The following is a 23,802-nucleotide window of genomic DNA, read 5'->3' as shown; positions in this document are numbered from 1 at the left end:
AGCCTTTCTTCTCGTTTGATGCTCTCGATGGCATACAAGTTACATACATGTTTTGGTTATGTCGACTAGTTGTATGCTATATTTATCTTAGAAATTTTGCTGATGCGATTTTTGATAATTGGCTACCAGCGGTTTTGTTGTTGTATTGAATACATGCTTGATTAGATTCGCATACAAGTTAGATACAGGTTGATCGCATGAACGCTTCGTCTAAAAAGAAACTGGCCCAATACGAGCACTTGGCGGGCATGCTGCGCGACCGCATCGCCGCCGGCATCTACGCACGCGGAGACAAGCTGCCGTCCGAGATGGAACTCATGGACGAATCGGGGCTGTCGCGCAGCACCGTGCGCCATGCCCTTAAGGTGCTCGTTGATGAGGGTCTGGTTCGCACCGAGCGCGGGCGTGGTGCCTTTGTGGCCGACACGCCGGCGCTCCACGAGAACAACCTGGTGTTTTCGAGCTATACCAAGCAGGTCGAAGGTCAGGGCATGAAGCCCACCACGCGCACCGTGGACTCGGGCTTTGCCAAGGCGGCCGGCAGCATGGCTAAGTTCTTTGACGCCGCCGTGGGCAGCAAGCTCGTCAAACTTGTCCGCCTGCGCTACCTGGACGACGTGCCGCTGTGCCTGGAGACCACCTACCTGCCGCCAAGCTTCGAGACGCTCATCGATCGCGATATCAACGGTTCGCTCTACGCGACGCTGCGCCAAGAATTCCATCGAGCGCCAGCACAGGGACATAAGACCTTTGAGGTGTGCTATGCCTCGCAAAACGAGGCGTTTTTGCTCAACGTTGAGCGCGGGCAGGCGCTGATCCTAATCACCGACTACGTCTACGACACCGACGGCCGCCCGCTGCACATCTCCAAGCGCATCCAACGCACCGACCGTGCCAAATACACCGAGCCCATCGGCTAGCGCGCCAAACCAGGCAAAATGCACCTAATATACGTTTTACCTGCGGTTTTTATAAAATCTCAAACCAGCATGGCGCAAATGCCAGCATCGCCTGGCAACGCACGCCGTCCAAGCTCAACTGTTCCTGTCCAGAATATCCAGCACCGTAAACCTAAGTGAGTAGACTTTTCGCGATCTGCCGAGCACACCCAAAACAGCCATCTCTGTGACCTGCGGTTTTAGTAAGGCAGATGCGCTTTGTGCTCGCCCTGCGCCAAAAAGTCTACTCACTTAGCTCGCAAGGCGTCCCGAGGGGACGATTCAGGTCAAAATAGCATACGAACGCCGTGCTTCTTGCGGCGATTTGATGCCACAAGACAGCAAAAAACCTGCCAAAAAGGGACAGGTCTAGTTTGGTCGGTTTTATCTGGAGCTTTGCTGCATCCGCAGGTCAATCGCCTTGGTCATACACACCCAAAACAAAAGCCGCCGCGAAGGTATCCGCATCCTTCGCAGCGGCTTGCAACGTTTGCCCAGATAAAACCTGCCAAAAATAAACCTGTCCCTAAATGGCAGGTTTGGGGAGGTCGGGGAACCAGGTCGGTTTGGGTTGGTTGGGCGTGCGCTCGGCTAGGACTAGCTCCATCCAGCACATGTCGTACCAGCGACCGAACTTTTGGGCACAGCGGTCAAAGGCGCCCACCAGGCGATACCCCATATGGGCATGGAAGTCCTGGCTGTTGTGCGACAGGTACTCGTCGTCCTTGTCGTGCGGCACGGCGATGAGGGCGCACATGTTGGTGATGCCCATCGCGATCAGGCATTGCTTAAGCGCGTCATGCAGCTTGCGGCCCAGTCCGCCATGACGCACGTCGCGCGCCAGGTAAATCGATGTCTCGACCGACCAGTCGTATGCCTCGCGGCTGTTGAGCGGACTCACATAGGCATAGCCTACCGGACGCCCGTCCAGCTCCATCACCAAATACGGGTAGCGCTTGAGCGTACGCTCGATGCGCCCGGCGAACTCCTCAACGCTCGGCACCTCGTATTCGCAGGTAATCGCCGTCTGGCGCACATATGGCTCATAGATGGCAAGCAACGCCGGCGCGTCTTCGGACGTCGCTAGGCGAATCGTCGGCTCGGACATCTCGGTCATACAACCCTTCCCCAAAAGCAAAGGCCACCCTGCGCCAAACCCAGCGCAAGGCGGCCCCTCGTCATTACATCAGGCTACAGGACAGCCGCCAGCGCGTCGATGTCCTCCTGCGTCGTGGCCCAGCTGGTGCAAAAGCGCACCACCGTGTGGGTCTCGTCGTACTTTTCCCAGTACTCGATCGAGGCATGCTCGCGAATGCGCGCCATGTCATCGTTGGGCAGAATCACGAACTGCTGATTGGTCGGCGTCTCCAAGAAGAACTGGTAGCCGCGCTCGTGCAGCACGCGACGAAGCGCCTGCGCGGTTTCGATCGCCTGGCGACCAATCTCAAAATACAGGCCATCGGTAAAGAGCGCCTCAAACTGCACGCCCGTCAGGCGGCCCTTGGCCAGCAACGCACCGTGCTGCTTAATGCGCGGAATGGGATGCGCCGGAGCGTGCATGCCGCAAAACACCACGGCCTCGCCGCAGAGCGCGCCGCACTTGGTGCCGCCGATGTAGAACACGTCGCACAGCTGTGCCAGCTCGGGCAGGGTGATGTCGCACTCGTCGGCTGCCAGCGCATAGGCCAGGCGGGCACCGTCCACAAACAGCGGAATCTCGCGCTTCTGGCACACCGCGTGAATCGCCGCGAGCTCAGCCTTGGAGTACAGCGTGCCGTACTCAGTCGACAGGCTCACGTACACCGCGCCCGGAAACACCGTGTGCTCGTAGCTCTCGTTTTCGTAGAACACCTGGATATAGTTTTCGAGGTCCTCGGCATGCATCTTGCCCTCGTAGCCGGGGATGGTGAGTACCTTGTGGCCGCCAAACTCGATGGCGCCCGCCTCGTGGCAGGCGACGTGGCCGGTCTCGGCAGCAACGACGCCCTCGTACGGCGCGAGCAGCATGTCGATCACCGTCGCGTTGGCCTGCGTGCCGCCCACCAGAAAAAACACGTCGGCATCGGGGGCCTGGCAGGCCTCGCGAATAAGTTGCTTGGCACGCTCGGTATGTGCATCGGTACCGTAGCCGGGCTGCGGCTCCATATTGGTGTCGACGAGCGCCTGCAGCACCGCCGGATGTGCGCCGTGGGAATAATCGTTGTTAAACGCGAGCATGGCAATCCTCTCTAGCCGGGCACGGGCCCGATGATTCAAACGGGGCTATTGTACGCCGTTGGGATAGGCAACGCGCGCGGCAAGACACTCAAGCGCCAGCACCAGGGCAAAGCCGCAGCTCACGTCACTCAAAAAGTGCGCCCCGATCACGATGCGGCCAAAGGCGACGAGCGCCGCGACCACAGCCGCCGTCCAAAAGACCACGCGGCGGCGCGACGGCTTTTCCTTAAAGGCCGCTGCGGGAAGCCCGGCGAGCATAAGGCCGATCGCCGCGTGCGCCGTGTGTCCGCTCGCAAACGACTTGAAGCCGTCCTTGATCACGCCAGCGGCAATATAGGCCCACTTGTCGGGGTTGCCGATCACCCACCACGGCTGAAAATTGAGCCCTGGCGTGACCTCGATCACGCGCATGCGCGGGCGCGACCACAGCGGCTTAACAATCACGTTGAGGATAATGGCCTGAGCGACCCACACGGCAAGTACCATCAACGCCCAGCGTGTGAGCTCGTCAGGCGCGGTGTCGTGCGTAAGGCGGTAGGCGATGAAGTTGGCTGCGATGACCAACGCAAACGTCAGCACCAGCTGAACGGCGATGAGTTTGCCGCCAACCTTCAGGGACGAGACGATCTCGTAGCCGGCCAGGCCAACGTTGACGAGGATGCCGAGCACGGCGAACCATTTGCTCCCCCTAGAGTCGGGACGCGCCGCGCGCACGAGCATAACGCCCGCGACGCTCGCCGTCAGCTCAAACGGCAGCTCGCCGGCGGCCTCGATAAAGCGGCCGTACATGCTGCCGATGTTGAACAGCGCACTCGAGATCCGATAATCGAAGAAGCTGCCCACGCCCAGGCAAAGGGCAAGGATAACCGCTATAGCAGCGGCGTCTTTCTTATAGATGTACCCGAACATGCTTTCCTTTTGATGGAACCAGATTGCCCAAATGGAGCGTTTACGGCGTCGACCCGTTAATCATCGTCGGACGCGCCCAGCTGCTGCAGCAGCATGAGGGCGGCCGCCACGGGGCCGGTGCCGTCGTTGGCATCAAGTCCGCGGCCCAGGCCGCTGCCCGCACCGGCGCCCGCCTTGTAGGGCACCGACAGCTTGCGGCTCTTGGGGAAGTTCACCGCGCCGTAGCGATTCTTGAGCTCAAAGGCCACCTTCTTGGGCACGTCGACGCCCAGGAAGGTAATGCGCCCGCCGCTAAGCGTGACGCTCTCGAGCCCTAGACGCTCGCCGCGAATGCGGATGCGCGCGCGGTTAAACAAGTTGAGGCCCGCCAACGGTAGCTCACCATGCGCGGCCTCGGTCTCCTCCTGCACCTCGTCGATGCTCTCCAGGTCCTCTGCCGCCGCAAGCTTTCGATACACGAGCACGCGCTGGTCCACCGCCGGCAGGTATTCCTCGGACAAGAAGTAGTCGGCCGGCAGGTTGATACCCACGCTCGCCGCCTCCACGCCGGCATCGTCATCGCCACGTGCCTCGGCCACGGCCTGTCCCAGCATCTGCGTAAACAGGTCAAAGCCCACGCTCGACAGGTTGCCATGCTGCTCGGCACCCATAAGCGAGCCGGCGCCGCGGATCTCCAGGTCGCGCATGGCGATGCGCATGCCGCTGCCCAGGTCTTGGAACTCGGAAAGCGCGGTCAGGCGCGCCGTGGCCTCCTCGGTAAGCGGCAGCTCGCCGGGGAACATAAAGTACGCGTATGCCTGCGTGGCAGAGCGACCCACACGGCCCTTGAGCTGGTAGAGCTGCGCCAGGCCAAGGCGCTGCGAGTCCTCGATGATGAGCGTGTTGGCGGTCGCGTTATCGATGCCGCTCTCCACGATGGTCGTAGCGATGAGCACGTCAATCTTTTTGGTCGCGAACTCAATCATCACGTCCTCGACCTCGCGCGGGCTCATCTTGCCGTGTGCCACACCCACGCGCGCCTCGGGCGCAGCCTCGTGCACGCGTGCCACGGCATCGTCGATGGTCTTGACGCGGTTGGACACGTAATACACCTGACCGCCGCGGCCCACCTCCAGGCGAATCGCCGCACTCACCACGTCGGGGTCGTACTCCCCCACGTGCACGATCACGGGACGACGCCCGGTCGGCGGTGTGGTGATCAGGCTCATGTCGCGCACGCCACTCGTGGCCATTTGCATGGTTCGCGGAATCGGCGTTGCCGAGAGCGTGAGCACGTCGATTTGCTCGCGCAGGTTTTTGAGCTGCTCCTTGTGCTGCACACCAAAGCGCTGCTCTTCGTCGATGATCACCAGGCCCAGGTTCTTGGGGTTCACATCGGCCGAAAGCAGACGATGCGTGCCGATGAGCACATCGATCGTGCCCTCGGCAAACGCCTTGAGCGCGCGCTTCTGCTGCGCCGGCGTGCGAAAGCGGCTGAGCACCTCGACCTCAAGGCCAAACGGGGCAAAGCGCTCAAAGAACGTCTCGTAGTGCTGCTGGGCAAGAATGGTCGTGGGGCAGAGCACCATGACCTGGCGGCCGGAGTCCACGCACTTAAACGCCGCGCGCAGAGCGACCTCGGTCTTGCCAAAGCCCACGTCGCCGCACAGCAGGCGGTCCATGGGCTTGGGCGCCTCCATGTCGGCCTTGATGTCGGCAATGGCCTCCAGCTGGTCGCGCGTCTCGTCGTAGGGGAAGCTCTCCTCCATCTCGATCTGCTCGGGCGTATCGGGCGGACAGGCGATACCGGTAATCGACGAGCGACGCGTATAGAGGTCGACCAGGTCAAACGCCAGCTTTTTGGCATTCTTGCGCGCCTTGTTGGTAGCACGCGTCCAGTCGGCGGTGTTGAGCCTGGTCAGGCGCGGCTTGTCGCCGTCGGGGCCAACATAGCGCGTGATGCGGTCGACCTGCTCGAGCGGCACGTAGAGCTTGTCGCCATCGGCATATTCCAGCAAAAAGTAGTCGCGCTCCTTGCCGCCCACTTCTTGGCGCGCGATCTCGCTAAAGAGCGCGATGCCGTGGGTAGCGTGCACCACATAGTCGCCCGGCTTAAACGGGAAGGTGATCTGCGTAATGTCCACCTTGCGGCGGCTGCGCGCGCGGTTGGCGTCCATGCGGGCGTTGAGGTCGGCGATCGAGAACACGGCCAGGTTGGCGTCGGGCACCACCACGCCCTGCGGCAGGGCAGCGTCCACAAAGGTCACGCGCCCGCGCGAGATCGTGGGCACGGCGGCGCCGGCGGCAGCCTGCGCGGCGCCCGCCTCGAGCGAGCGGGCGTTGAGCGCATCGGCCTTACGCTCGCGAATCGAGGCATGGGCCTCCTGGCGTGCGGCACGGTCGGCGGAATCCGCCGCTGCCACGCGCACGCGCTCGCCGATAGCGCCGGCGTTTTCGGGCGCCGCGGTCAGCGATTCCTCAAAGGTAATGCCCTCGTCGCCAAAGGTGAGTTCCATCGACTCGCGCGCACCGCGGTCGGGAATGGCAAACACGCAGGCATAGCGCTTGCCCACGACCTCCTGGATGCGCGTCATAAAACGGTTGTCCGAGCCTGCGATGGCAGGCTGCTCAATCTTGAGCTCGGCCGTCACCGCACCGCCGGCACGGATGAGGCTCACGTAGTTCAGGCGCTGCTGGGAACCAAAGTCGAGTTGCTGGGCACGCACGTACAGACCGTCCAGGCGGTCGACACCCGCCTCGCCGGCACGTGCCTCGATATCCTCGTAGGCGTGCAGGCAATCGTCGAACAGCGAGCGCGGCTCGGACAGCACCACGAGCGCCTTGCCGCTCACATGCGATAGCGGGCTCACGGTCTGGCCGTACATCACCGGCAAAAAGCGGTCGAGCTCAGGCGTGACGATGCGCGCATCCACCATCTCGAGCAGCGCCGCCAACTTGCTGTCGTCCTGGCTGGCGCGGTAGAGCGCCACATGCATGTTGTGAACGGCCTCGTCGGTAAGCGCCAGCTCGCGACAGGGGAAGATCTCGATGCTGTCCTCGTTGCCGATGGTCTGGCCCGTTGAACTCACCATGCGGCGGATGCGGTCGATCTCGTCGCCAAAGAACTCAATGCGCACGGGCGCCTTTTCCTGCGCGGGAAACACCTCGACGGTGTCGCCGTGCACGCGGAACAGGCCGGGCGCGTCGGCGGCGCCGGCATTGGTGTAGCCCATGCCCACCAGGCGCTGCGGCACCTCGTCAAAAGGAATCTCCTCGCCCACCGCAAAAGTAGTGGACTCCCAGTAGAGGCTCTCGACCGGCGGCACGCAGCGCAGCAGCGCGCGGGCCGAGGCGACCATGATGCAGTTGTCGCCGCGCACGATGCGCCCGAGTGCCTCGCAGCGCTGGGCTACCACGGCGTCGTCGGGCGCCTGCTCGCGCCAAGGGTAGTCCTTGCGCTCGGGAAAGCGGCACACGTGCGCCAGGCCCACATAGGCGGCCAGACTGCGTGCGGCGCGATCGGCCGCATCCTCGCCGCTCACAACGTAGACCGTGGGGCGCGGACGACGCGCAAACTGGGCGGCGGCCATAAGCGTTCGGCCCGACTGAGACACGGCCAGCGTCACGTCCTCGCCAGCATCGAGCCCGGCCTCGACGGTCTGCAGTGCCTCGGCAGTGTAGAGCTGCGCGGCTATACGGTGAATGAGCATGCTGTTCCTCCGGCATTGCAACGCCAAAAGCCCGCCGAGGCAAGCTCAGCGGGTCGTTCGTCAAATTCGTTGTCTGTCATGGTAGCGCATGAAGAGGACTCCAGCTCAGGCGTACGCCCAGCCCCGCAACAAAAACGCCAGATAGAACCGGGCTCATCGGCTTCGCCAAAATCTCCCCGTCACTTCGAACGCCGCAACCACGGAAGGTGCCCCAAGAAACGGCTATTCCTCAAAAAAGCTCGCAACGTTCAAGCGGCTCGTCCACTCGCCTATGGTGTTGGCAAAGCCGACGCGTGTGTACACGCCCGCGAAACGACCGCGATACAGGTACAGGCCTTCCATATTAGAAGCGGGCGCAAAACCAAGATCATCCACAAGTCCTTTGGGTGCCTCTCCTCGATGCGGCCCATTGACAAGCGTTCCGCGCAAGCAGGGAGTCTGATACTGCTGAGCATACTCCTGTACAATCGCCCCAGCGGCCGCAGCGCGAGCAAGCACCTGGGACCATTCCCGTTCCGTGGCATCCAAGCCGGCAACAACGCCAACCGCGTTGTAGCCGCCGCACGGCTTGACAATCCATCGATCCTTTTCGGCAAATCTCGACAACTGGGCGCTTTCGTCCAAAATCTCGGTATAGGGCACATGCTCCCGTACAAACGATTGCTCCTCCGGGCTCAACAAGGACTGACCGGCCCGAGACCACAGAAATGCAAATACGGTCTTAGTCGCACACGGCCACGTTCTAAAACCACCAACGATGCACGCGAGCCCTTCTTGAGCCGCCTCGATTAAGGCCGAGCGTCCGTCGCACGGCTTATCCCACAGCTCGCCGGTCACCGCGCGCCGCCAAACGCAATCAATAGGACCGGCGGCATCGCACAGCCGCCTAGCACCGCTCTCGTCTTCGCCAATCCGCAGGTCGCGCACATCCGCAAAGCGCGCCACCACACCCCGTCGCCTCATAAGGTCGACAAAATGAGCCGCATCTTCCAAGTCGATGCTTTCCGAATAGTCGACGATTGCCACCGAAGCGGGATATATCTTTGATTGCGGTGCATAGAGCCCCTCGTCAACGCGGGCCCCGTCGTCCAATCGTGCACTATCCTCGGTGCGGCGAGGATGGGCCAGCTTCCACTCTGCATAGGTCTCAAACAATGCGTCTATCCAGCTACCGCACAAATCGTACTGCCGAAAGCCGGGGTGGTCGGATGCAAACTCCTCAAAGGAAGGCGTCATTCGCACTGCCTGACAGACCGCATCGGTCACTACCATTCCGGCACTGCCGTCGGTATTGAGCTCACAAAACGTATACGAACCGGTGTCCTCGTCAAGAAAGATATCGACACGCGCGAGGGGAATCTGACAGTCATAGCCGGCATCCATAGCGCACAGGTCAGCAAAAGCCGGATCCATGCGAAACCACGCACGCACGGAGGCATCGGAACAAAACGCCCGCGTCACCTTGTCCATAATGCCGTACATGCGCTCGGCGGCCTCCTTAAGAAGCGCCGTCATATCCTTGTCGAATATCTTTGGCGTCAGAGCCCAGGGCGCAGGATCACCATGGTAGAGCGCATGGGTTTGAGACAAGTATTCGTCGCCTTTGCGACGACCAGGCAGGTCGCCTTCGCGCGTGCGCACGATGCGTTCAAAATAATCTTCGAGCTCTCGCGTCTTCGATATTGCCACGTTACCCTCCATTGCTTGATTTTTTGCTCATGCTACGCCAGCACGCCGCGACTTCGGCGCGCTTGAATAAGCTTCTAAATTAGCAACACATTTTTGCATGGGGCGGCAGGCGGCGACATATACTCCTGCTCAAGCGCATGCACAGCCCCGCAAAAAACGCCAGACGGGCAAGCCGTCTGGCGCTATCAGAGTGAGCTATACGCCGAGTCTAGTCGTAGACGCCCATTTTAAGCAGTGTGAAGATCGGAGCGCCGTCACCCTGCGCGACGCGGACCGTGCAAGTCTCGGTACGGCCCATGGATGCATCCGCTTGAATTGCGGCGATGAACTGGTCCTTTGGCAGGCCGTAGGTGCTCTCGGGGATGTCGGAAGGAAGTAACATGCCGCCAGCACTGTAGACCTCATAGGTGAGCTCGTAGATGTTGTCGCCAAGGTCAGTCGCGCCCGTAACGATGGCACACGATGGGTTGTAATTTCCCTGGCCGTATTCCTGCTTCAGATACAAGTACCCGTCATGCGCTTCGGCCGAATCAGGAATCGCCTGCCCCTCCGGCGTTCTGTCATAAGTCATATCGGCATCGGAAAGCGTCAGACCCGTCAAGCGGTTGAGTTCCCTATTGATCACATCAGTCGCCACACGCTGGCTATTACCGTTGTCATAGTCGCCTTTCTCGATTCGATACGGCGCGTTGTCAATAAAATGGCACCAGATAAACTTAACCAGCTTGTATTTCTCGTCATCAGAAAGGCCGTCAGTCGAATCGAAGCCGCCCGTCTGATACCAGTCCCGATCGAAGTGCTCCTCCGTAAAGTTCGACAGGAACAGATTCGCGGCGGCATAGGTTGCCTGGTCATTGAGGTCGACTTTTACGCTGCTGCCCGTCTGCCCGGGCTCTTCCGGCTCCTCTTGCTCTTCGGCAGGCTTCTCCTTGGCGCTTCCCTTGTCCTTATGCTCGGCCGAACCCTCGTCGGACCCAAGTACCGTAATCTGCGATGAGTTGCCCTGCCCAAGCGGACCCAGCACGCCGGTCAGCGCCAGCGCAGCGCCGCCGGCAACGAGCACGCCCGCTACACATATGCCGATAATCACCGCCCGCTTATGCGATTTCTTTTGCACGGAAGGTATCCCTGCCGCCGGCATCGGTGCGGGCTCAGAAGGCGCGGCAGCCGGAGAAGCGGCGCCCATGCGTGCCCCGCAGTTCGTGCAAAAATCGGTTCCGTCGGGCATCTCGGAGCCACACTTGGTGCAAAACATATTCAGGCATCCCCCCGCAACAAACGGCATCTGTCGCCATCATATTGAGCCTTCGCGGCCCAAATGTGTTGCGCAACATTAGTCGCCGTCTTCGGGTGCCGGCAAAACGTGTCAGGCCCTACCCCGTCACGCGTACGCTGGGGCAAAGGTCTGCCAGCGGGCACTCGTCGCACTTGGGTTTGCGGGCGTCGCAGATTTCGCGGCCAAAGGTGATCCACTGGTGATTGACCGACTCCCAATACTCGTGCGGCAAGATCTTGAGCAGATCCTGCTCGGTCTTGAGCGGCTCTTTGGCGTGCGTCTTGGGACTCAGCATCAGGCGGTGCGCGATGCGGTTGACGTGCGTATCCACCGCGATGCCTTCCACGATGCCGTACCCCACGTTGAGCACGATGTTCGCTGTCTTGCGCCCCACGCCCGGCAGCTTTACAAGCTCCTTCATGTCGGCCGGTACCTCGCCGCCGTAGTCGGCAACGATCATCTGCGCGGCCTCCACGGCATGCTTGGCCTTACTCTTATAAAAGCCGAGTGACTTAATGGTGTCCGCCACGTCGGTCACACTTGCCCCGGCCATGGCCTCGGGCGTGGGCCACTGGGCAAACAGTTGGGGCGTCACCTTGTTGACCTGCGCGTCGGTCGTCTGAGCCGAGAGCAGTACCGCGATGAGCAGCCTAAAGGGATTCTCGTGGTCCAAGAAGCACTCAACCGGGCCATAGCGACGGTTAAGGCGCTCGCATACCTCGATGGCGCGCTCGCGTTTGGCGGCATTGGTCTCGCGTGGCATAACGACTCCTCGGCTCAGCGGCATAACAAACCTATGGGCACGATTGTCCCACGTATGGGGTCTTTACGCCTCCAAAAATGCGCCGGTCTGGCGGCTCCACAGGCTTGCGTATTCGCCGCCCGCCTCGACAAGCTGCGCATGCGTGCCGTCCTCGACAATCTCGCCCTCCGCCAGCACCACGATGCGGTCGAGCGCCGCCACAGTGGACAGGCGGTGCGCCACCACAATGGAGGTGCGGCCGCGCATCAGGTTCTCGAGCGCCTCCTGCACCAGCGCCTCGGACTCACTGTCCAGGGCAGAGGTCGCCTCGTCGAGCACCAGAATCGGCGCGTCGGTGAGGATGGCACGGGCGATGGCCACGCGCTGGCGTTGGCCGCCCGAGAGCTTAACGCCGCGCTCGCCCACCATGGTGTCAAAGCCATGGGGCAAGCGGTCGATAAACTCAGTCGCGTTGGCCAGACGCGCAGCCTCGCGAATCTGCTCGTCGGTAGCGCCGGGGCGGCCGTAGGCGATATTCTCGCGAATGGAGCGGTGGAACAGCAGCGCCTCCTGCGGCACGTAGGCAACCTGGCGGCGCAGGCTCTGCTGCGTGCAGCGCGAGACGTCCTGACCGTCCACGAGCACGCGGCCGCCCTGCACGTCGTCCAGGCGCAGCAACAGCTTGGTGAGCGTCGTCTTGCCCGAGCCCGATTTGCCCACCAGGCCCACGCGCTGGCCCGCCGCCACATGAAGCGTCAGGTCGTTGAACACGCTCTCGCCTGCCGCGGCGTCACGGTATGCAAAGCTCAAGTGCTCAAAATCAATCGCGCCCTCGGTCACTTTGAGCTCGGGGGCATTCGCGTCGTCCGCCACCAGACGCGGCTCGTCCAGCACGCGCGTCATCTCGGCCGCATCGCCCAGCGCACGGTTGATGCGCTGCATCATGGAGCTCACGTAGTTCAGACGCATAGTGAGGTTATACGTATAGGTAAAGATCATGACGAGCGTGCCGGCCGAGATGCCAAACCACGCGTTGCCGCCCGCGACGAACACACTCACCACGGCCATGGTAATGACGATAAGGCCCGAGGTCGTAAAGTTGCGCTGCATCATGGCGTGCATCGAAACCGTCTCGGCGTCGCGCGCGGCGCGGTCGGCGGCATCGAACAGGTCGCGCTCAAAGTCCTCGCGCCCGCAGGTTTTGACGGCCAGGATGTTCGTGACCGCGTCGGAAAGCACACCCGACAGCTTGTTCTGCGCAGCGGACGTCGCGGCCGAAAGCGGCATGATGCGCTTGTACATAAGCCAGACAAACGCAATGTAGACGACCATGATGCCCACCAGGATCACGGTAAACGTCGGCACCACCGGGGCGAGCGCCGCCACCGTGCAGACAACCGAGGTGATAGTGGGGATGAGCGAATACACCGTCACGTCCACCAGACCCGTGTAACCGCTCATAAAACGGCTCGTCTGGCTCACAAGCGATCCGCCAAATCGACTGGTGTGGAATGTCATGGATTGATTGGAGAGCGTGTCGAAGCACAAGCGCGCCAGGTGATAGTTACCAGCAATCTCGAGCTTGTAGACGGTGTAGTCCTGCAGCTTGGAGAGGATCTGGCCTATCAGGTTAACGAGCACGAGCGCCAGAATGTAAGGACCAAAGACCTCAAACACCTGGTCGCCTGCCACGGGGCCGGCCTGGACGCGGTCGACGATAAGGGCCATCACGTAGGTGTTGGCAAACGTAAGCAAAAAGATATAACCCGCCGACGAGAATACCGAGAGAAAGACGATCAGTGGCTGCGTGCGCGTGACGTCCCAAAAACGCTGTAGCGTGCGGCGCACGGTGGAGCGTTTGAGCGGACTGGTGCTTCTCTGAGACATGGGCTTCCTTTCGCGTCTGATAGGGCGAAACGCCATTGTTGCACATTGAAGTGCGCTTCAGGCAAGCACGATACGAAAAGCGCCCGCGCCTCGCGCTTGCGCCGACGCCCCGCCGTCCGTTGCGGCTAGCCCTCGTCTTCCTGGCCCGCGAGTAAGCCTGCGGACTCCAAGCCCAGAATCGCGTCGGCCTCCTCGGCATCCTCCAGCGCATCGATGTCCTTGAGCTTGCGCTCCATAACGTTGGTGCGCGTGGTGATAATGCCCTCGACCGTCTTGCCCGCAGTCTCGATCTGCTGTTGGGCGCGGCGTAGCGCCGCCTGATAGCGCGGCAGCTCAGCCTTGACGGCGGAAAGCACGCGCAGCACGTCATCGGTGCGTTTTTGCAACCTAAACGTCTGGTAGCTCATCTGCAGGCTGTTGAGGATGGCCGCCATGGTGCTGGGGCCGGCAACGTTGACGTGATAGTCGCGGCCCAGGGTCTCGATAAGCCCGGGGCGGCTGACGACCTCGGCGTACAGCCCCTCAAACGGAACGAACATAATGCCAAAGTTGGTAGTCGCGGGCACGCTCAGATACTTTTCGCAGATGTCCTTTGCCTCGCGCTTCACCATCATATCGAGCGTCTTGCGCGCTGCGGCGACGGCCTCAGCGTCACCCGACTCCTGGGCGTCGAGCAGATGCTCGTACGCATCGCCCGGGAATTTGGAGTCGATCGGCAGCAGCACGGGATCACCCTCGTCCACCGGCAGCTTGACAGCAAACTCAACGCGCTCCGAGGCGCCGGGCTTGGTGGCAACGTTTTCCAGATACTGGTCGGGCGTAAGGATGTCCGCCAGGATTGCGCCCAGCTGCACCTCGCCCAAAATGCCACGCGCCTTCACATTGCCCAGCACGCGCTTAAGGTCGCCCACGCCGGTGGCGATAGATTGCATATCGCCCAGGCCCTTGTACACGGCCTCGAGCTGGTCGCTCACCTGCTTAAACGATGCAGACAGGCGATCGTTGAGCGTACGGGAGAGTTTCTCGTCCACCGTCGCGCGCATCTGATCGAGCTGCACGTTGTTGTCCTTGCGGATGGCGCCCAGCTGGGCATCGACCGTCTCACGCACCTTGTCCAGGCGGTGCTCGATGCCCTCGCGGTTGGCGCCGAGCTGTTGGGCCGTCTCGCGGCGCAGGTCATCCATGCGGTCGCCGGCCTGCGAGAACTCGCGCGCAATGGTCAGGTAGCGTTGCTGCTCCACGGCGGCGTCGGTCGTCTGCTGCTGCGCGATGGCGTTTGCCGTGCGGCGGGTTTCTGCCAGCGCGACGTTGAGGGCATCGAGCGTGCTGTTGGCCTGCTCGAGCGCAGCCAGCATCTCTGCCCCGCTGTCGCCGCGCTCCCGCAGCTCGGCGCGAAGGCCCTTGAGCTGCAGGGCACAAGCCACAGCAACCCCCGCCGCCACCAAGGCGGTCACAGCAAGCACGATATCAATAGCAGACATAGACTCCGCCCAACAAACCCAATCGAGCACCAATCAAAACCGCGATCAATCTTACCCCGCCATACGCACCGGGCGCCCGGCCCCTTCTTGGGCGCCCCTCTCCTCCGCATATTCCATAATGCGGCGCGCCGTCTCCCTGCTCACCTTTGAGTCATCGCCGGCTAAATATGCGTACACGTTTCCCTTATTCAGATTCAAATCGCGGCAGAGACCGTAGCGCGTTACGCCCGATTCCTCTAGCGCTCCCAACGTTCTTTTTCGCATCAGGGCGTTGATTCTTCTGTCCGCCACTGGCTTTTCCTTCACCGCTCTATACGCACGCCAAACGTTGGCATAACGGTTAGGGAGCTCACTTTTGGCGCATAGAGACGCCATGCCGCCCGCTTGATCGTACAAGGACAAAACGCCTCGGTAACCCTCTTCCATCCACGAACCCTCGGATAAGCCCAGAACGTATTCGGCTTTACCCTGTGCCAAAGCGAGCAAAAACAGGGGCTCCGCCACGCGCGGCGCAACCGTCGTCGCTTGCTTAACCAGTTTTCTAAAACTGAGCGACTGCTGTCCGGATAGCTCTCGGCAATAGCCTTTTAAGAATCCCTCAAAGGTCAGATTCAACCGAGCACCTCCTTTTTGTATTGGCTGTATGCGCAGACCATCTCTTGATAACTCCGCTCCGAAGGCGACGACGCCAGCGCCTCGCCCTCGTCGAATATAAGCCGTTCGAGCAGATCCCAATCAAGTCGGTCGATAAACGCTCGACTATGGAGGTCGACGATGTCGTTCGGACGGTAGGCATAGAGCTTCATTACCGCCAGGTCCTCCAAGGATGGCGTAAAGTACCTGATAAAGCGCGCCCCAATATCCAAGGGAATCAAACGATCTTCGTAATTGAACGGCATCTGATTACAATATGCCACCGCCATACCATTCACCTCGGGGTATCGAGCTATGATCTCGCGGAGGCACCTGTCTGCCTCAAACACATCAATGTCATGTGTAACCGAACGATTCGTCACATCGTTTAGCATGAAGGCGCTTCCTCCCACCAATACAACGTTCGGCCTGTCGTCTCTTGGACCTATTTCCAGCTCCGCCTCTTCGTCAATGCCCAAAAGAGTCTGCTCTAAATCCTGCTTATACATAGCAAATCCTATTATTATTTATCTTCAATAATACTATTCAGTCGCACGACAGGACCCACAGGATGCAAGAATTCTGCTCGTGGCGATAATTCGTACACCCTGGAAGTCCTAATGTGACAAACGCTAACTCTCCCAGCCGGCGCGGATGGTTGTTATGACGTCGCCTAGGCGCTGGCCGAGAGCTGCCAAGTGCTGAAGCACCTCATTGGGTGAGGCGCCGTTGAGAATGCACGTGAAGGCATATGAGGCCAAGAAGATTGCTGCGAGTCCCAACGGGATCAGTACAATCATCGCTAACGTGCGCAGGCGCTGGCCCACGCGGCGGTGACGCGTGCGGCGCTTGTCGAACGCAAGCTCCTGCGCATATGAATCTTGTTGTACGGAATAGTTCTCTGGCGCCGATCTGCCCGCAGGCGAAACCGCAGGCGTGGCATTTTGCGCAGGGGGCTGGGCGGCTACCCCTTGCATTTGCATCTCTATAAGCCGCCGCTGCTGCCGCAGCATGCGCTCGGCTTGTTGCTGTGGGGTCTCAAGAAACAGGTCCATGTTGGCCTCCAAAATCGGAGCGTTCGACGCTTACGACCAGCATCCCGCACCGCCATGACCGCGACAACGCAATCGCCGGCAATAGCCACAAAGTTTCTTTTGCTCAAAAGCTGTCGAAAAGCTCAACAACTCCCCTACCAGCACTTTCTCTGAGCTTTTTTCGCCAGCAATCTTTTGGCCTTCCACCCTTACGCCAACTGACCAAAATCTAACCAAAAGCTTGACGAAAATTGTGGAGACCGGGACCCCACACAAAAAGTGCCGCCCCAAAGGGGCGGCACACAAACCAATCTATTAGCCAAAACTCGTTGGCAAGCCCGCGTCGTCAGACCCGCGGCGCATGCCTTTGCCTCGCGTGACTCTGCGAAGCCGTGAGCGAGAGGGAAAGGGATGCGCCGCGGGTCTGACGTCCGGAGCGGTGAAACCAGCAGTTGCCCTGCGCTCCGTGGTCGGTGAGGACAGACTACATGCCCGCGAGACCGCGGGCGGCGGTGGCGCACATAAACGCCAAGGCTAAAATCACGAGCGAGCCCGCGATGTCTGCCAGCACGCCCATTGCGCGGCGCTCAAACAACCAGCTCTCAAAGTGCGGGGCGACGTTGCGCCAGACACGCCACAGCAAGATGCCCATGCCGATGACGCCGGGAATATTGAGCAGCAAAATCTCGGAGCACAAGAGGCCAATCAGGTTTCCGGCGGCAAAGCCCGCATCGCCCTCGCAGTATTTGCGATAAATCATGTACAGCATGTACGCCACAAACGGCTGCAGGCACGCAGAGATAAACGTAACCACCATCGAGGGGTCCTGAGAAAAGACATCGGTGAGTTTATCGACACTCGGGGCATCTTTCGAAGCCAAGAACAAGCCAATGACCACCACGGGCACCACGCCCAAGATAACCTCGACCAGAGTAAACAACTTAGCAGTCAGATCCTCGCTAGCCGTATTGAGGTGAGGCGCCCACTCAGGATGAGCATGCGCGCCAACCTTCTTGTCCTTCTCGACACGATCGACCTTTTTACCCTCGGCAACCCGACGACCAGGATCCTTGCGAGTTCCCGCCGCAGCAACCCGAGCCCGAGACTTCTTACCCATACAAAAACACCCCATCAGGTAGTAGATAAACTAAAAGTCGCCACCCAGTGTACCCCACCCATGAACGGTGCCGTCCCAACCAGTCCCCATACAAAAACGTGCCGCCCCGATAGGGGCGGCACACAAACTTAGTTATCAGCTTTTCTGTAGCGAGCACGCAACGAACCAAAGCGGGCCGGGAGGGCCGGACTACCTTCCCTCAACGCGACCCTGCGAAGCCGTGAGCGAGGAGGGAAGGTAGTCCGGCCCTCCCGGCCCAGCTCACGCCAGCGCCAAGCGCTAGTAGTTCACCACCTGCTCCTCAAAGTACGCCTTCGGGTGGTTACACACCGGGCACACCTCAGGCGCCTCGGCACCAACGTGCAGGTGCCCGCAGTTCAGGCACTTCCACACCTTCACGCCCTCACGCTCAAACACCTCGCCCGACTCGATGCGCTCGACGAGTTTGTTGTAGCGCTCCTCGTGGGCCTTCTCGACGGCGGCGACGCCACGGAACTTCTCGGCGATCTCGACAAAGCCCTCCTCCTCGGCGGTCTTGGCGAACTCGTCGTACATCGTGGTCCACTCGTAGTTCTCGCCCGCAGCGGCGTCGCGCAGGTTGTCCAGAGTGCCCGGAACGGCGCCGTCGTGCAGATACTTAAACCACAGCTTGGCGTGCTCGGACTCGTTGCCCGCCGTCTCGGCAAAAATATTCGAGATCTGAACGTAGCCGTCCTTTTTGGCCTTGGATGCATAGTAGCGATACTTGGTGTGTGCCTGGGACTCACCGGCAAAAGCGGTCTCGAGGTTCTTCTTGGTTTGGGAATTCTCAAAATCCATAGGTGTACTTCCCTTCAACGCATGCCGCCCACAGACTTTGAGCGGCCTTGCTTTAAGGATGCCCTCATGCCGAGAATTTAAACCTTACAATCCCGTTCTTCAGATTCGAGTGAGCTACACACTCAGCCAACGATCGCCCTCGGAGCCGCAAAAGCCCTCGCGCTCCAGATCGGCAAGAATGCTTGCGACCAGCTCGCGCTCGACCGGCTCTCGGCCGGCTGCCGTCTCCATCTCGTTAACGCCTGCAACGGCTTCATCGAGCGTAATACCTGCCGGTTGTCCATCGCGCGCCGCCAGCAGCATGCGCACAATGTGGGCGCGCTTTTGGCGACGCGAGCCCTCAAACTTGGACTGACGACTATAGCCCGCCGACCGCCTGGACGGATTGGGCAGCGTCTTTTTAAGATACGCGCCGTAATCCAGCAACGCGTAATACCATGCGCGCGGCGTGTCGGCATCGTCTTGAGGCACGGCAAAGGGCGCAATCTCATCCGCCGCCGCACCAGGGGCCGCCGGACAGGCGGCTTGAATCAGCGGCACCAGCTCGCGATCGGGAACGGCCGGCACATCGGGAAAGAAATGATGCAAAAAGACCGTGCGCACATTGGTCTCTAGATACACGCCTGGAAGATCAAACGCAAACGAACGGATGCCCTGCGCCGTTGCCGGGCCAATGCCGGGCAGAGCGACCAAGTCACGCGTCTCACGCGGAAACTCCCCGTCCCAGTCCTCTACAACGCGCTGAGCGGCCCCATGAAGCGCCAGAGCGCGTCGGTTGTAGCCCATGCCCTGCCAAGCGTCCAAAACATCGGAAGGCGCGGCCTGGGCAAGCGCCTGCACAGTCGGAAAACGATCGAGCCACACCGGCATGCGCGCCTCCACACGCGGCACCTGCGTTTGCTGCAGCATGACCTCAGAAAGCCAAATGATGTACGGATCGCGTGTGCGGCGCCACGGAAGGTCGCGATAACGCAGGACCCCTTCCGAACGAATCATCGAACGAAAGGGGTCCTGAATCATGGCTATGCTCCTTATGCGGCGCTATTCCTCCCGGTAAGCGCACGCGCAGGTGGCGTACTCGGGAAACGCTTCGCGGTCGGCGAACTTGGGATCGACGGCCGGGAACTGGCGGTGAGCGACGATGTCGCCGAGCGAAACGGAATCGAGGTAGTCGCGCATCAACGCCTGGGCTCCGGCCCACAGGGGATGATAGCAGCACGCGCCCATGCGCGCACAGTCACCATCGGGCGCGGTACAATCGTTCATAACCATAGGACCCTGAACGGCCTCGACGACCTGGCGGATAGTGACGTCGTCCGGACTGACCTTGAGACGCATGCCACCGTGGACGCCACGCAGACTCTCCACAATACCGGCCTGGACCAAACCGTGCTGAATCGAGCGGGCAAACGAATACGGGACATTGACCTCTTCGGCAGCGGTGCGAACAGAAAGCAAACGCTCCGGATCCTCGGCAAGCATCGCCAGCATGCGAAGGGCGTAATCAGTCTTCCTCGATATGTCCATTTTTCCCCTTTCAAGGAATACGAACAGCTCGAACGAGCTCCGGGGCCGAGCTTGTGTCGAGACGCTAAATGACCGCCAGGACCTCCAAATGGTAAATCGGATATCCACTGAGTGCCGCGCTTGGAGCGAAATGCATCAGATGCGGCGCACAGTGCAATTTAGTATAACCTAACCCCCTGTCTCGTAGAACAGGTGTTGCGCAACAAAGCTGTTGTTCAGACAGATATACTTATTAGATTTTACTTGCGTTCCCGAAGGCGCGGGGATTCTGGGCGAAGATGCACCAGGGCGATCGTTCTATCGAAACAAAGTGCATCAAACGCAAAAAGCCACGTCCGAAGACGTGGCTTTAATTGCGTTGGCGGGAAGTACGGGGCTCGAACCCGCGACCTCCGACGTGACAGGCCGGCGCTCTAACCAAACTGAGCTAACTCCCCAGGCAGACGTTCGCGTTTGTTTCCGCTCGCGTGCGCTGCGGGGATTAGTATACACAGAAGTCTGTCCGGCGCGCAACAACTTTTTTGAAAAAATTTTTCGGTCCCTCCGGGCCTTGATTATCAACTTCATCCGAACACTTCCCACATTCATCCGCACATGTGCGGATGAATGTGGGAACCCGATACCCTGAGGGCCGGACCGGCCGGCCCCGGGAGATCGGAGGACGGCATGTCCGGAAAGAAGAATAGGGGCTCCGCGAGGGCGGTCCCGAGGGCCTACGGAAGGCTCACGAGGCACGAGCGGGACACGGTCCAGAGGATGCTGGAGCGCGGGGCCTCGTGCAGGGAGATCGCGAGGGAGCTGGGCAGGTCGCCCTCGACGGTGAGCGCCGAGGTGGCGTCGCACAGGTTCGTGACGGCGCCGAAGTCCAGGCGCGGCGAGCGCGTGGACGCCTCCGCCGACCTGTCGGCGGCCTGCCCGCGCCTGGCCGCGTGGCCGCGATGCTGCAACGGCTGCGGCCGGTACCGCGCGATCGGCTGCAAGCGCCGCCCCCACGTCTTCTACGAGGCCCGGGCCGCGCAGCTGTGCGCCGACTCGGTCCTCGTCTCGTCCAGGCGCGGGATAGACGCCGACGAGCCCGCCGCGGCGGCCAGGCTGGAGGCGATAAGGGACTGCCTGCGCCGGGGGCTCTCGCCCGAGCAGATGGCGGCGCGCAACGGCGGCCCGGTGGACCTGTCGCCGTCGACCATCTACCGCTGGGTCTCGGCGGGCTACGACGGCATGACCAACATGGAGCTCAGGCGCAAGGTCGGCTACAGGCCGAGGAAGAGCGCCGCCGGCCGGGCGGCCACGCGCCACTCCGCCCGCAGGTCGCATGCCGCGTTCCTCGCCCTCGGGGAGGACGCGTGCGCCGCGGCCTGGGAGATGGACACGGTCGAGGGCGCGCGGGAGGACTCCGCCTGCCTGCTCACGCTGCTGCACCGCCCCAGCAGGCTCCAGCTCGCGCTGCCGCTGGAGGAGAAGACCGCCGGGTGCGTCGCGGACGCCCTGGGCGATATCAGGGAGGTCCTCGGCGCCGACGGCATGGGCAGGGTCTTCCGCGCCGTGCTCACCGACAACGGCGCCGAGTTCTCCGACGAGGCGGCGATCGCGGCGCTGCTCGGCGAGGGGCCGGGCGAGACGAGGCTGTTCTACTGCGACCCCGGGCGAAGCGACCAGAAGGGCGCCTGCGAGCGCAACCACGTCGAGATAAGGAAGCTGCTGCCCAAGGGCGCCGGAATCAGGTTCGACCGGCTCTCCCCGGCCGACCTGGCGCTGGCCATGTCGCACGTGAACTCCGAGCCCCGCGGCGCGCTCGGCTTCACGACGCCCGCCCGCGCCTTCAGGGCGATGCTCGGGGACGACGCGGCGGCGCTGCTGGACGCCTACGGCGTGGAGGACGTGCCGCTCGGCGAGCTCGACCTGACGCCGGGACTGATAGGGCGGGCGCGCGCAGAGAGGGGCGATGCCCCGCTGTCCTAGCCTGAAGGAAAAAACGGAATAGACGGACCGGCCGTCCGGCTGAGTCTGGGAAGAGGTGCCGGGCGGAGGGCGGAGCATGGCCACCGGACCCATCGAAACACATCTCCACCGTTCCTTCAACTGGGAAAACGGCGCCCCCGGACCCCAGGAGGGGCCGCGGGGGCGTTCAGCTAACTGCGGGAATGGCCTATTTGCTCAATGTGTTCGGCTGAGATCGGAAATCAACCCGGTCCCTCCGGGAGGGTCTCCGGGGCCGGCGGGCGCGGGTTGAGTTTGCTGCTCTACAGTCCTGCGCAAGACGGAAAGCACATTAAGTGCTTTCCTTTGCGTGCGGAACTCGCGACAAACTTAACCCCCGCCCTCAGCCCCGGAGACCCTCCCTGCCGTCACTTTGTCCAAACAGTTCTTGCTCCTCGCCGCTTCCGCGGCTCGAGGTCCCCGTTCTCCGCGGTGGGGTTGGTCTGATTATTCTTGTTGAAACTCCGCCTTTGGCTCATAAAAAACGGGAGATGCGATTTTACATCCCCCGTTTTTGTTGCGGTTAGTCTAGGTCAATAAACTTGGTGCTTATGATCTTGCCGTCTTTGACGAGCATTCTGGCCATGGTGGGGCCTCGGGTGCCTCTGGGGTAGCTGGCGCTGCCCGGGTTGAGGACTAAGCAACGGCCCACTTGGGCTTCTTTGGTTACGTGGGTGTGGCCGTTGATGGCTACGTCTACGGATCCCACCGGAAGGTCTTCGCGGTAGTGGGCTACGGCGAATTTGAGGCCTTCGTAGGTAAAGAGCGCAAGACGGTCTACATCGGGGCCGTAGTCGCGGTAGTAATCGTTGTTGCCCAGTACGGCCCGCACGGGGGCGATAGTGCATAGGTGCTCGTAGTCCATCTCCGACGTAAGGTCACCGGCATGGATAATCAGATCCGCGCCCTCAAGCTCATCCAAGAGCGCAGGCGATAAATAGCCGTGGGTGTCCGAGATGATGTCGATACGCTTGGCGCTTGCACTGTTCATGGGATCCCTTCCGCAAAAAAACGATTCGGCAGATACATACAAAAAGGCCCCACGGCTCCGCAGACGATAGGTCTACAGGGCTGCGGGGCCAGTGTGCTAGAGACTCAGGGCCTTCTTAAGCGGCACGACGCGGCGGCGCGAAACCGGCACGCGTTCGTCGACGCCCGTAATGCCCAGCTGGATGGCGCCCGAGGGCACCGTCTCCACATCCGTGACGCACGCCAAGTTGACGATATAGCGGCGGTGAACACGGAAGAAGCCAAAGTCGCAGAGCTTGGCCTCAAACTGCGCCAGCGAGGTCGTCGACAAAAAGCGATCATCGACGGTATAGATGCAGGAGTAATCGTCCTTGGCCATGATAAAGCGAATGTCGTCCACGGGAATGAGCGCCTTGCGGCCGCCCTTTTCCACCGGGATACGCTCGATGGTCACCTTGCTGTCCGTAACCGGCTTGGCGCGTTGCATGACCTTCTCGATCGCGCGATCCAAGCGAGCTTCCTCGACCGGCTTCATCAGATAATCGACGGCATCCACGTCGAATGCCTCGACCGCATGGTCACTATACGCAGTCACAAACACGATCGCCGGCGGATTTTTGAGCTTATGCAGCGCCTCGGCAAGTTGCAGGCCCGAGGCACCGGGCATCGAGATATCGAGAAACACGACATCTACGCGACTTTCCATAAGCATCTCGATGGCGGAGCGGACGCTCGACGCCTCAGTGATCGTGCCGATCTTGCCCGTTTGCTCGAGCAGGAAGCGAAGCTCCGAGCGAGCCGGCGCCTCATCATCCACAATCATCGCACGCAGCATAGGGATAAAACCTTTCGTCAACTAACTACGCCGGGCATCCGTCGCATGACGTTGAGCCCGTAG

General features: G+C 61.1%; 20 protein-coding genes and 1 tRNA gene. 2 read left to right on the top strand and 19 right to left on the bottom strand.

The window, feature by feature from the left end:
* Positions 1–197: 197 nt before the first annotated feature.
* A complete protein-coding gene (locus tag LCQ44_RS04400) occupies positions 198–920 on the top strand; it encodes a GntR family transcriptional regulator (RefSeq protein ID WP_225094166.1) in 723 nt (240 codons plus the stop codon).
* Between the two features lie 544 nt (positions 921–1,464).
* Here LCQ44_RS04400 and LCQ44_RS04395 read toward each other — a convergent pair.
* From LCQ44_RS04395 to LCQ44_RS04315, 17 genes are all read right to left on the bottom strand, one after another.
* Positions 1,465–2,055, bottom strand: a complete 591-nt coding sequence (locus LCQ44_RS04395) for a GNAT family N-acetyltransferase (protein WP_225094165.1) — start codon at positions 2,053–2,055, stop codon at positions 1,465–1,467.
* A gap of 74 nt (positions 2,056–2,129) precedes the next feature.
* Positions 2,130–3,155: a threonine aldolase family protein gene (locus tag LCQ44_RS04390; protein WP_225094164.1), complete on the bottom strand. Its 1,026-nt coding sequence runs from the start codon at positions 3,153–3,155 to the stop codon at positions 2,130–2,132.
* 45 nt (positions 3,156–3,200) lie between these two features.
* A complete protein-coding gene (locus tag LCQ44_RS04385) occupies positions 3,201–4,064 on the bottom strand; it encodes a phosphatase PAP2 family protein (protein WP_225094163.1) in 864 nt (287 codons plus the stop codon).
* Between the two features lie 56 nt (positions 4,065–4,120).
* Positions 4,121–7,753, bottom strand: coding sequence for a transcription-repair coupling factor (mfd, locus tag LCQ44_RS04380; RefSeq protein WP_225094162.1), 3,633 nt, complete (start codon positions 7,751–7,753; stop codon positions 4,121–4,123).
* A gap of 222 nt (positions 7,754–7,975) precedes the next feature.
* Complete coding sequence (locus LCQ44_RS04375; RefSeq protein WP_225094161.1) at positions 7,976–9,442, bottom strand: hypothetical protein; 1,467 nt, start codon at positions 9,440–9,442, stop codon at positions 7,976–7,978.
* Between the two features lie 208 nt (positions 9,443–9,650).
* Positions 9,651–10,697 carry a zinc ribbon domain-containing protein gene (locus tag LCQ44_RS04370; RefSeq protein ID WP_225094160.1) on the bottom strand — a complete coding sequence of 349 codons (1,047 nt, stop codon included), beginning with the start codon at positions 10,695–10,697 and terminating at the stop codon, positions 9,651–9,653.
* A 118-nt stretch (positions 10,698–10,815) separates the two neighbouring features.
* Positions 10,816–11,481 carry an endonuclease III gene (gene nth, locus LCQ44_RS04365; RefSeq protein WP_225094159.1) on the bottom strand — a complete coding sequence of 222 codons (666 nt, stop codon included), beginning with the start codon at positions 11,479–11,481 and terminating at the stop codon, positions 10,816–10,818.
* Between the two features lie 63 nt (positions 11,482–11,544).
* The gene (locus LCQ44_RS04360) at positions 11,545–13,347 is read right to left on the bottom strand and encodes an ABC transporter ATP-binding protein (protein WP_225094158.1); all 1,803 of its coding nucleotides are present in this window, start codon (positions 13,345–13,347) and stop codon (positions 11,545–11,547) included.
* Between the two features lie 125 nt (positions 13,348–13,472).
* Entirely contained in the window at positions 13,473–14,828 is a 1,356-nt protein-coding gene (locus tag LCQ44_RS04355; protein ID WP_225094157.1) for a DNA recombination protein RmuC, read from the bottom strand.
* Between the two features lie 51 nt (positions 14,829–14,879).
* The gene (locus tag LCQ44_RS04350) at positions 14,880–15,443 is read right to left on the bottom strand and encodes a hypothetical protein (protein WP_225094156.1); all 564 of its coding nucleotides are present in this window, start codon (positions 15,441–15,443) and stop codon (positions 14,880–14,882) included.
* Positions 15,440–15,970, bottom strand: a complete 531-nt coding sequence (locus LCQ44_RS04345) for a DUF6036 family nucleotidyltransferase (RefSeq protein WP_225094155.1) — start codon at positions 15,968–15,970, stop codon at positions 15,440–15,442. The genes LCQ44_RS04350 and LCQ44_RS04345 overlap by 4 nt, the downstream gene beginning before the upstream one ends.
* Positions 15,971–16,093: 123 nt before the next feature.
* Positions 16,094–16,516, bottom strand: coding sequence for a hypothetical protein (locus tag LCQ44_RS04340; protein WP_225094154.1), 423 nt, complete (start codon positions 16,514–16,516; stop codon positions 16,094–16,096).
* Positions 16,517–16,979: 463 nt separating this feature from the next.
* The gene (locus tag LCQ44_RS04335) at positions 16,980–17,612 is read right to left on the bottom strand and encodes a hypothetical protein (RefSeq protein ID WP_225094153.1); all 633 of its coding nucleotides are present in this window, start codon (positions 17,610–17,612) and stop codon (positions 16,980–16,982) included.
* A 279-nt stretch (positions 17,613–17,891) separates the two neighbouring features.
* A complete protein-coding gene (gene rbr / locus LCQ44_RS04330) occupies positions 17,892–18,431 on the bottom strand; it encodes a rubrerythrin (protein WP_055285276.1) in 540 nt (179 codons plus the stop codon).
* 114 nt (positions 18,432–18,545) lie between these two features.
* Positions 18,546–19,451 carry an HhH-GPD family protein gene (locus LCQ44_RS04325; RefSeq protein WP_055285277.1) on the bottom strand — a complete coding sequence of 302 codons (906 nt, stop codon included), beginning with the start codon at positions 19,449–19,451 and terminating at the stop codon, positions 18,546–18,548.
* Positions 19,452–19,472: 21 nt separating this feature from the next.
* On the bottom strand, positions 19,473–19,958 hold the full coding sequence (locus LCQ44_RS04320) for an RrF2 family transcriptional regulator (protein ID WP_138341664.1): 486 nt from the start codon (positions 19,956–19,958) through the stop codon (positions 19,473–19,475).
* A 359-nt stretch (positions 19,959–20,317) separates the two neighbouring features.
* Positions 20,318–20,395, bottom strand: a tRNA-Asp gene (locus tag LCQ44_RS04315).
* Positions 20,396–20,624: 229 nt separating this feature from the next.
* Here LCQ44_RS04315 and LCQ44_RS04310 point away from each other — a divergent pair.
* On the top strand, positions 20,625–21,917 hold the full coding sequence (locus LCQ44_RS04310) for an IS30 family transposase (RefSeq protein ID WP_225093224.1): 1,293 nt from the start codon (positions 20,625–20,627) through the stop codon (positions 21,915–21,917).
* 541 nt (positions 21,918–22,458) lie between these two features.
* Here LCQ44_RS04310 and LCQ44_RS04305 read toward each other — a convergent pair.
* Entirely contained in the window at positions 22,459–22,926 is a 468-nt protein-coding gene (locus tag LCQ44_RS04305; RefSeq protein WP_117821523.1) for a YfcE family phosphodiesterase, read from the bottom strand.
* Positions 22,927–23,022: 96 nt separating this feature from the next.
* Positions 23,023–23,739, bottom strand: a complete 717-nt coding sequence (locus LCQ44_RS04300) for a LytR/AlgR family response regulator transcription factor (protein ID WP_225094152.1) — start codon at positions 23,737–23,739, stop codon at positions 23,023–23,025.
* Positions 23,740–23,802 lie beyond the last annotated feature (63 nt).

The sequence above is a fragment of the Collinsella aerofaciens genome (genome assembly GCF_020181355.1).
In the GTDB taxonomy this organism is placed as follows: Bacteria; Actinomycetota; Coriobacteriia; order Coriobacteriales; family Coriobacteriaceae; genus Collinsella.
The sequence above is the reverse complement of the archived record's forward strand: the minus strand, read 5'-3'. Positions and strand labels throughout refer to the sequence as shown.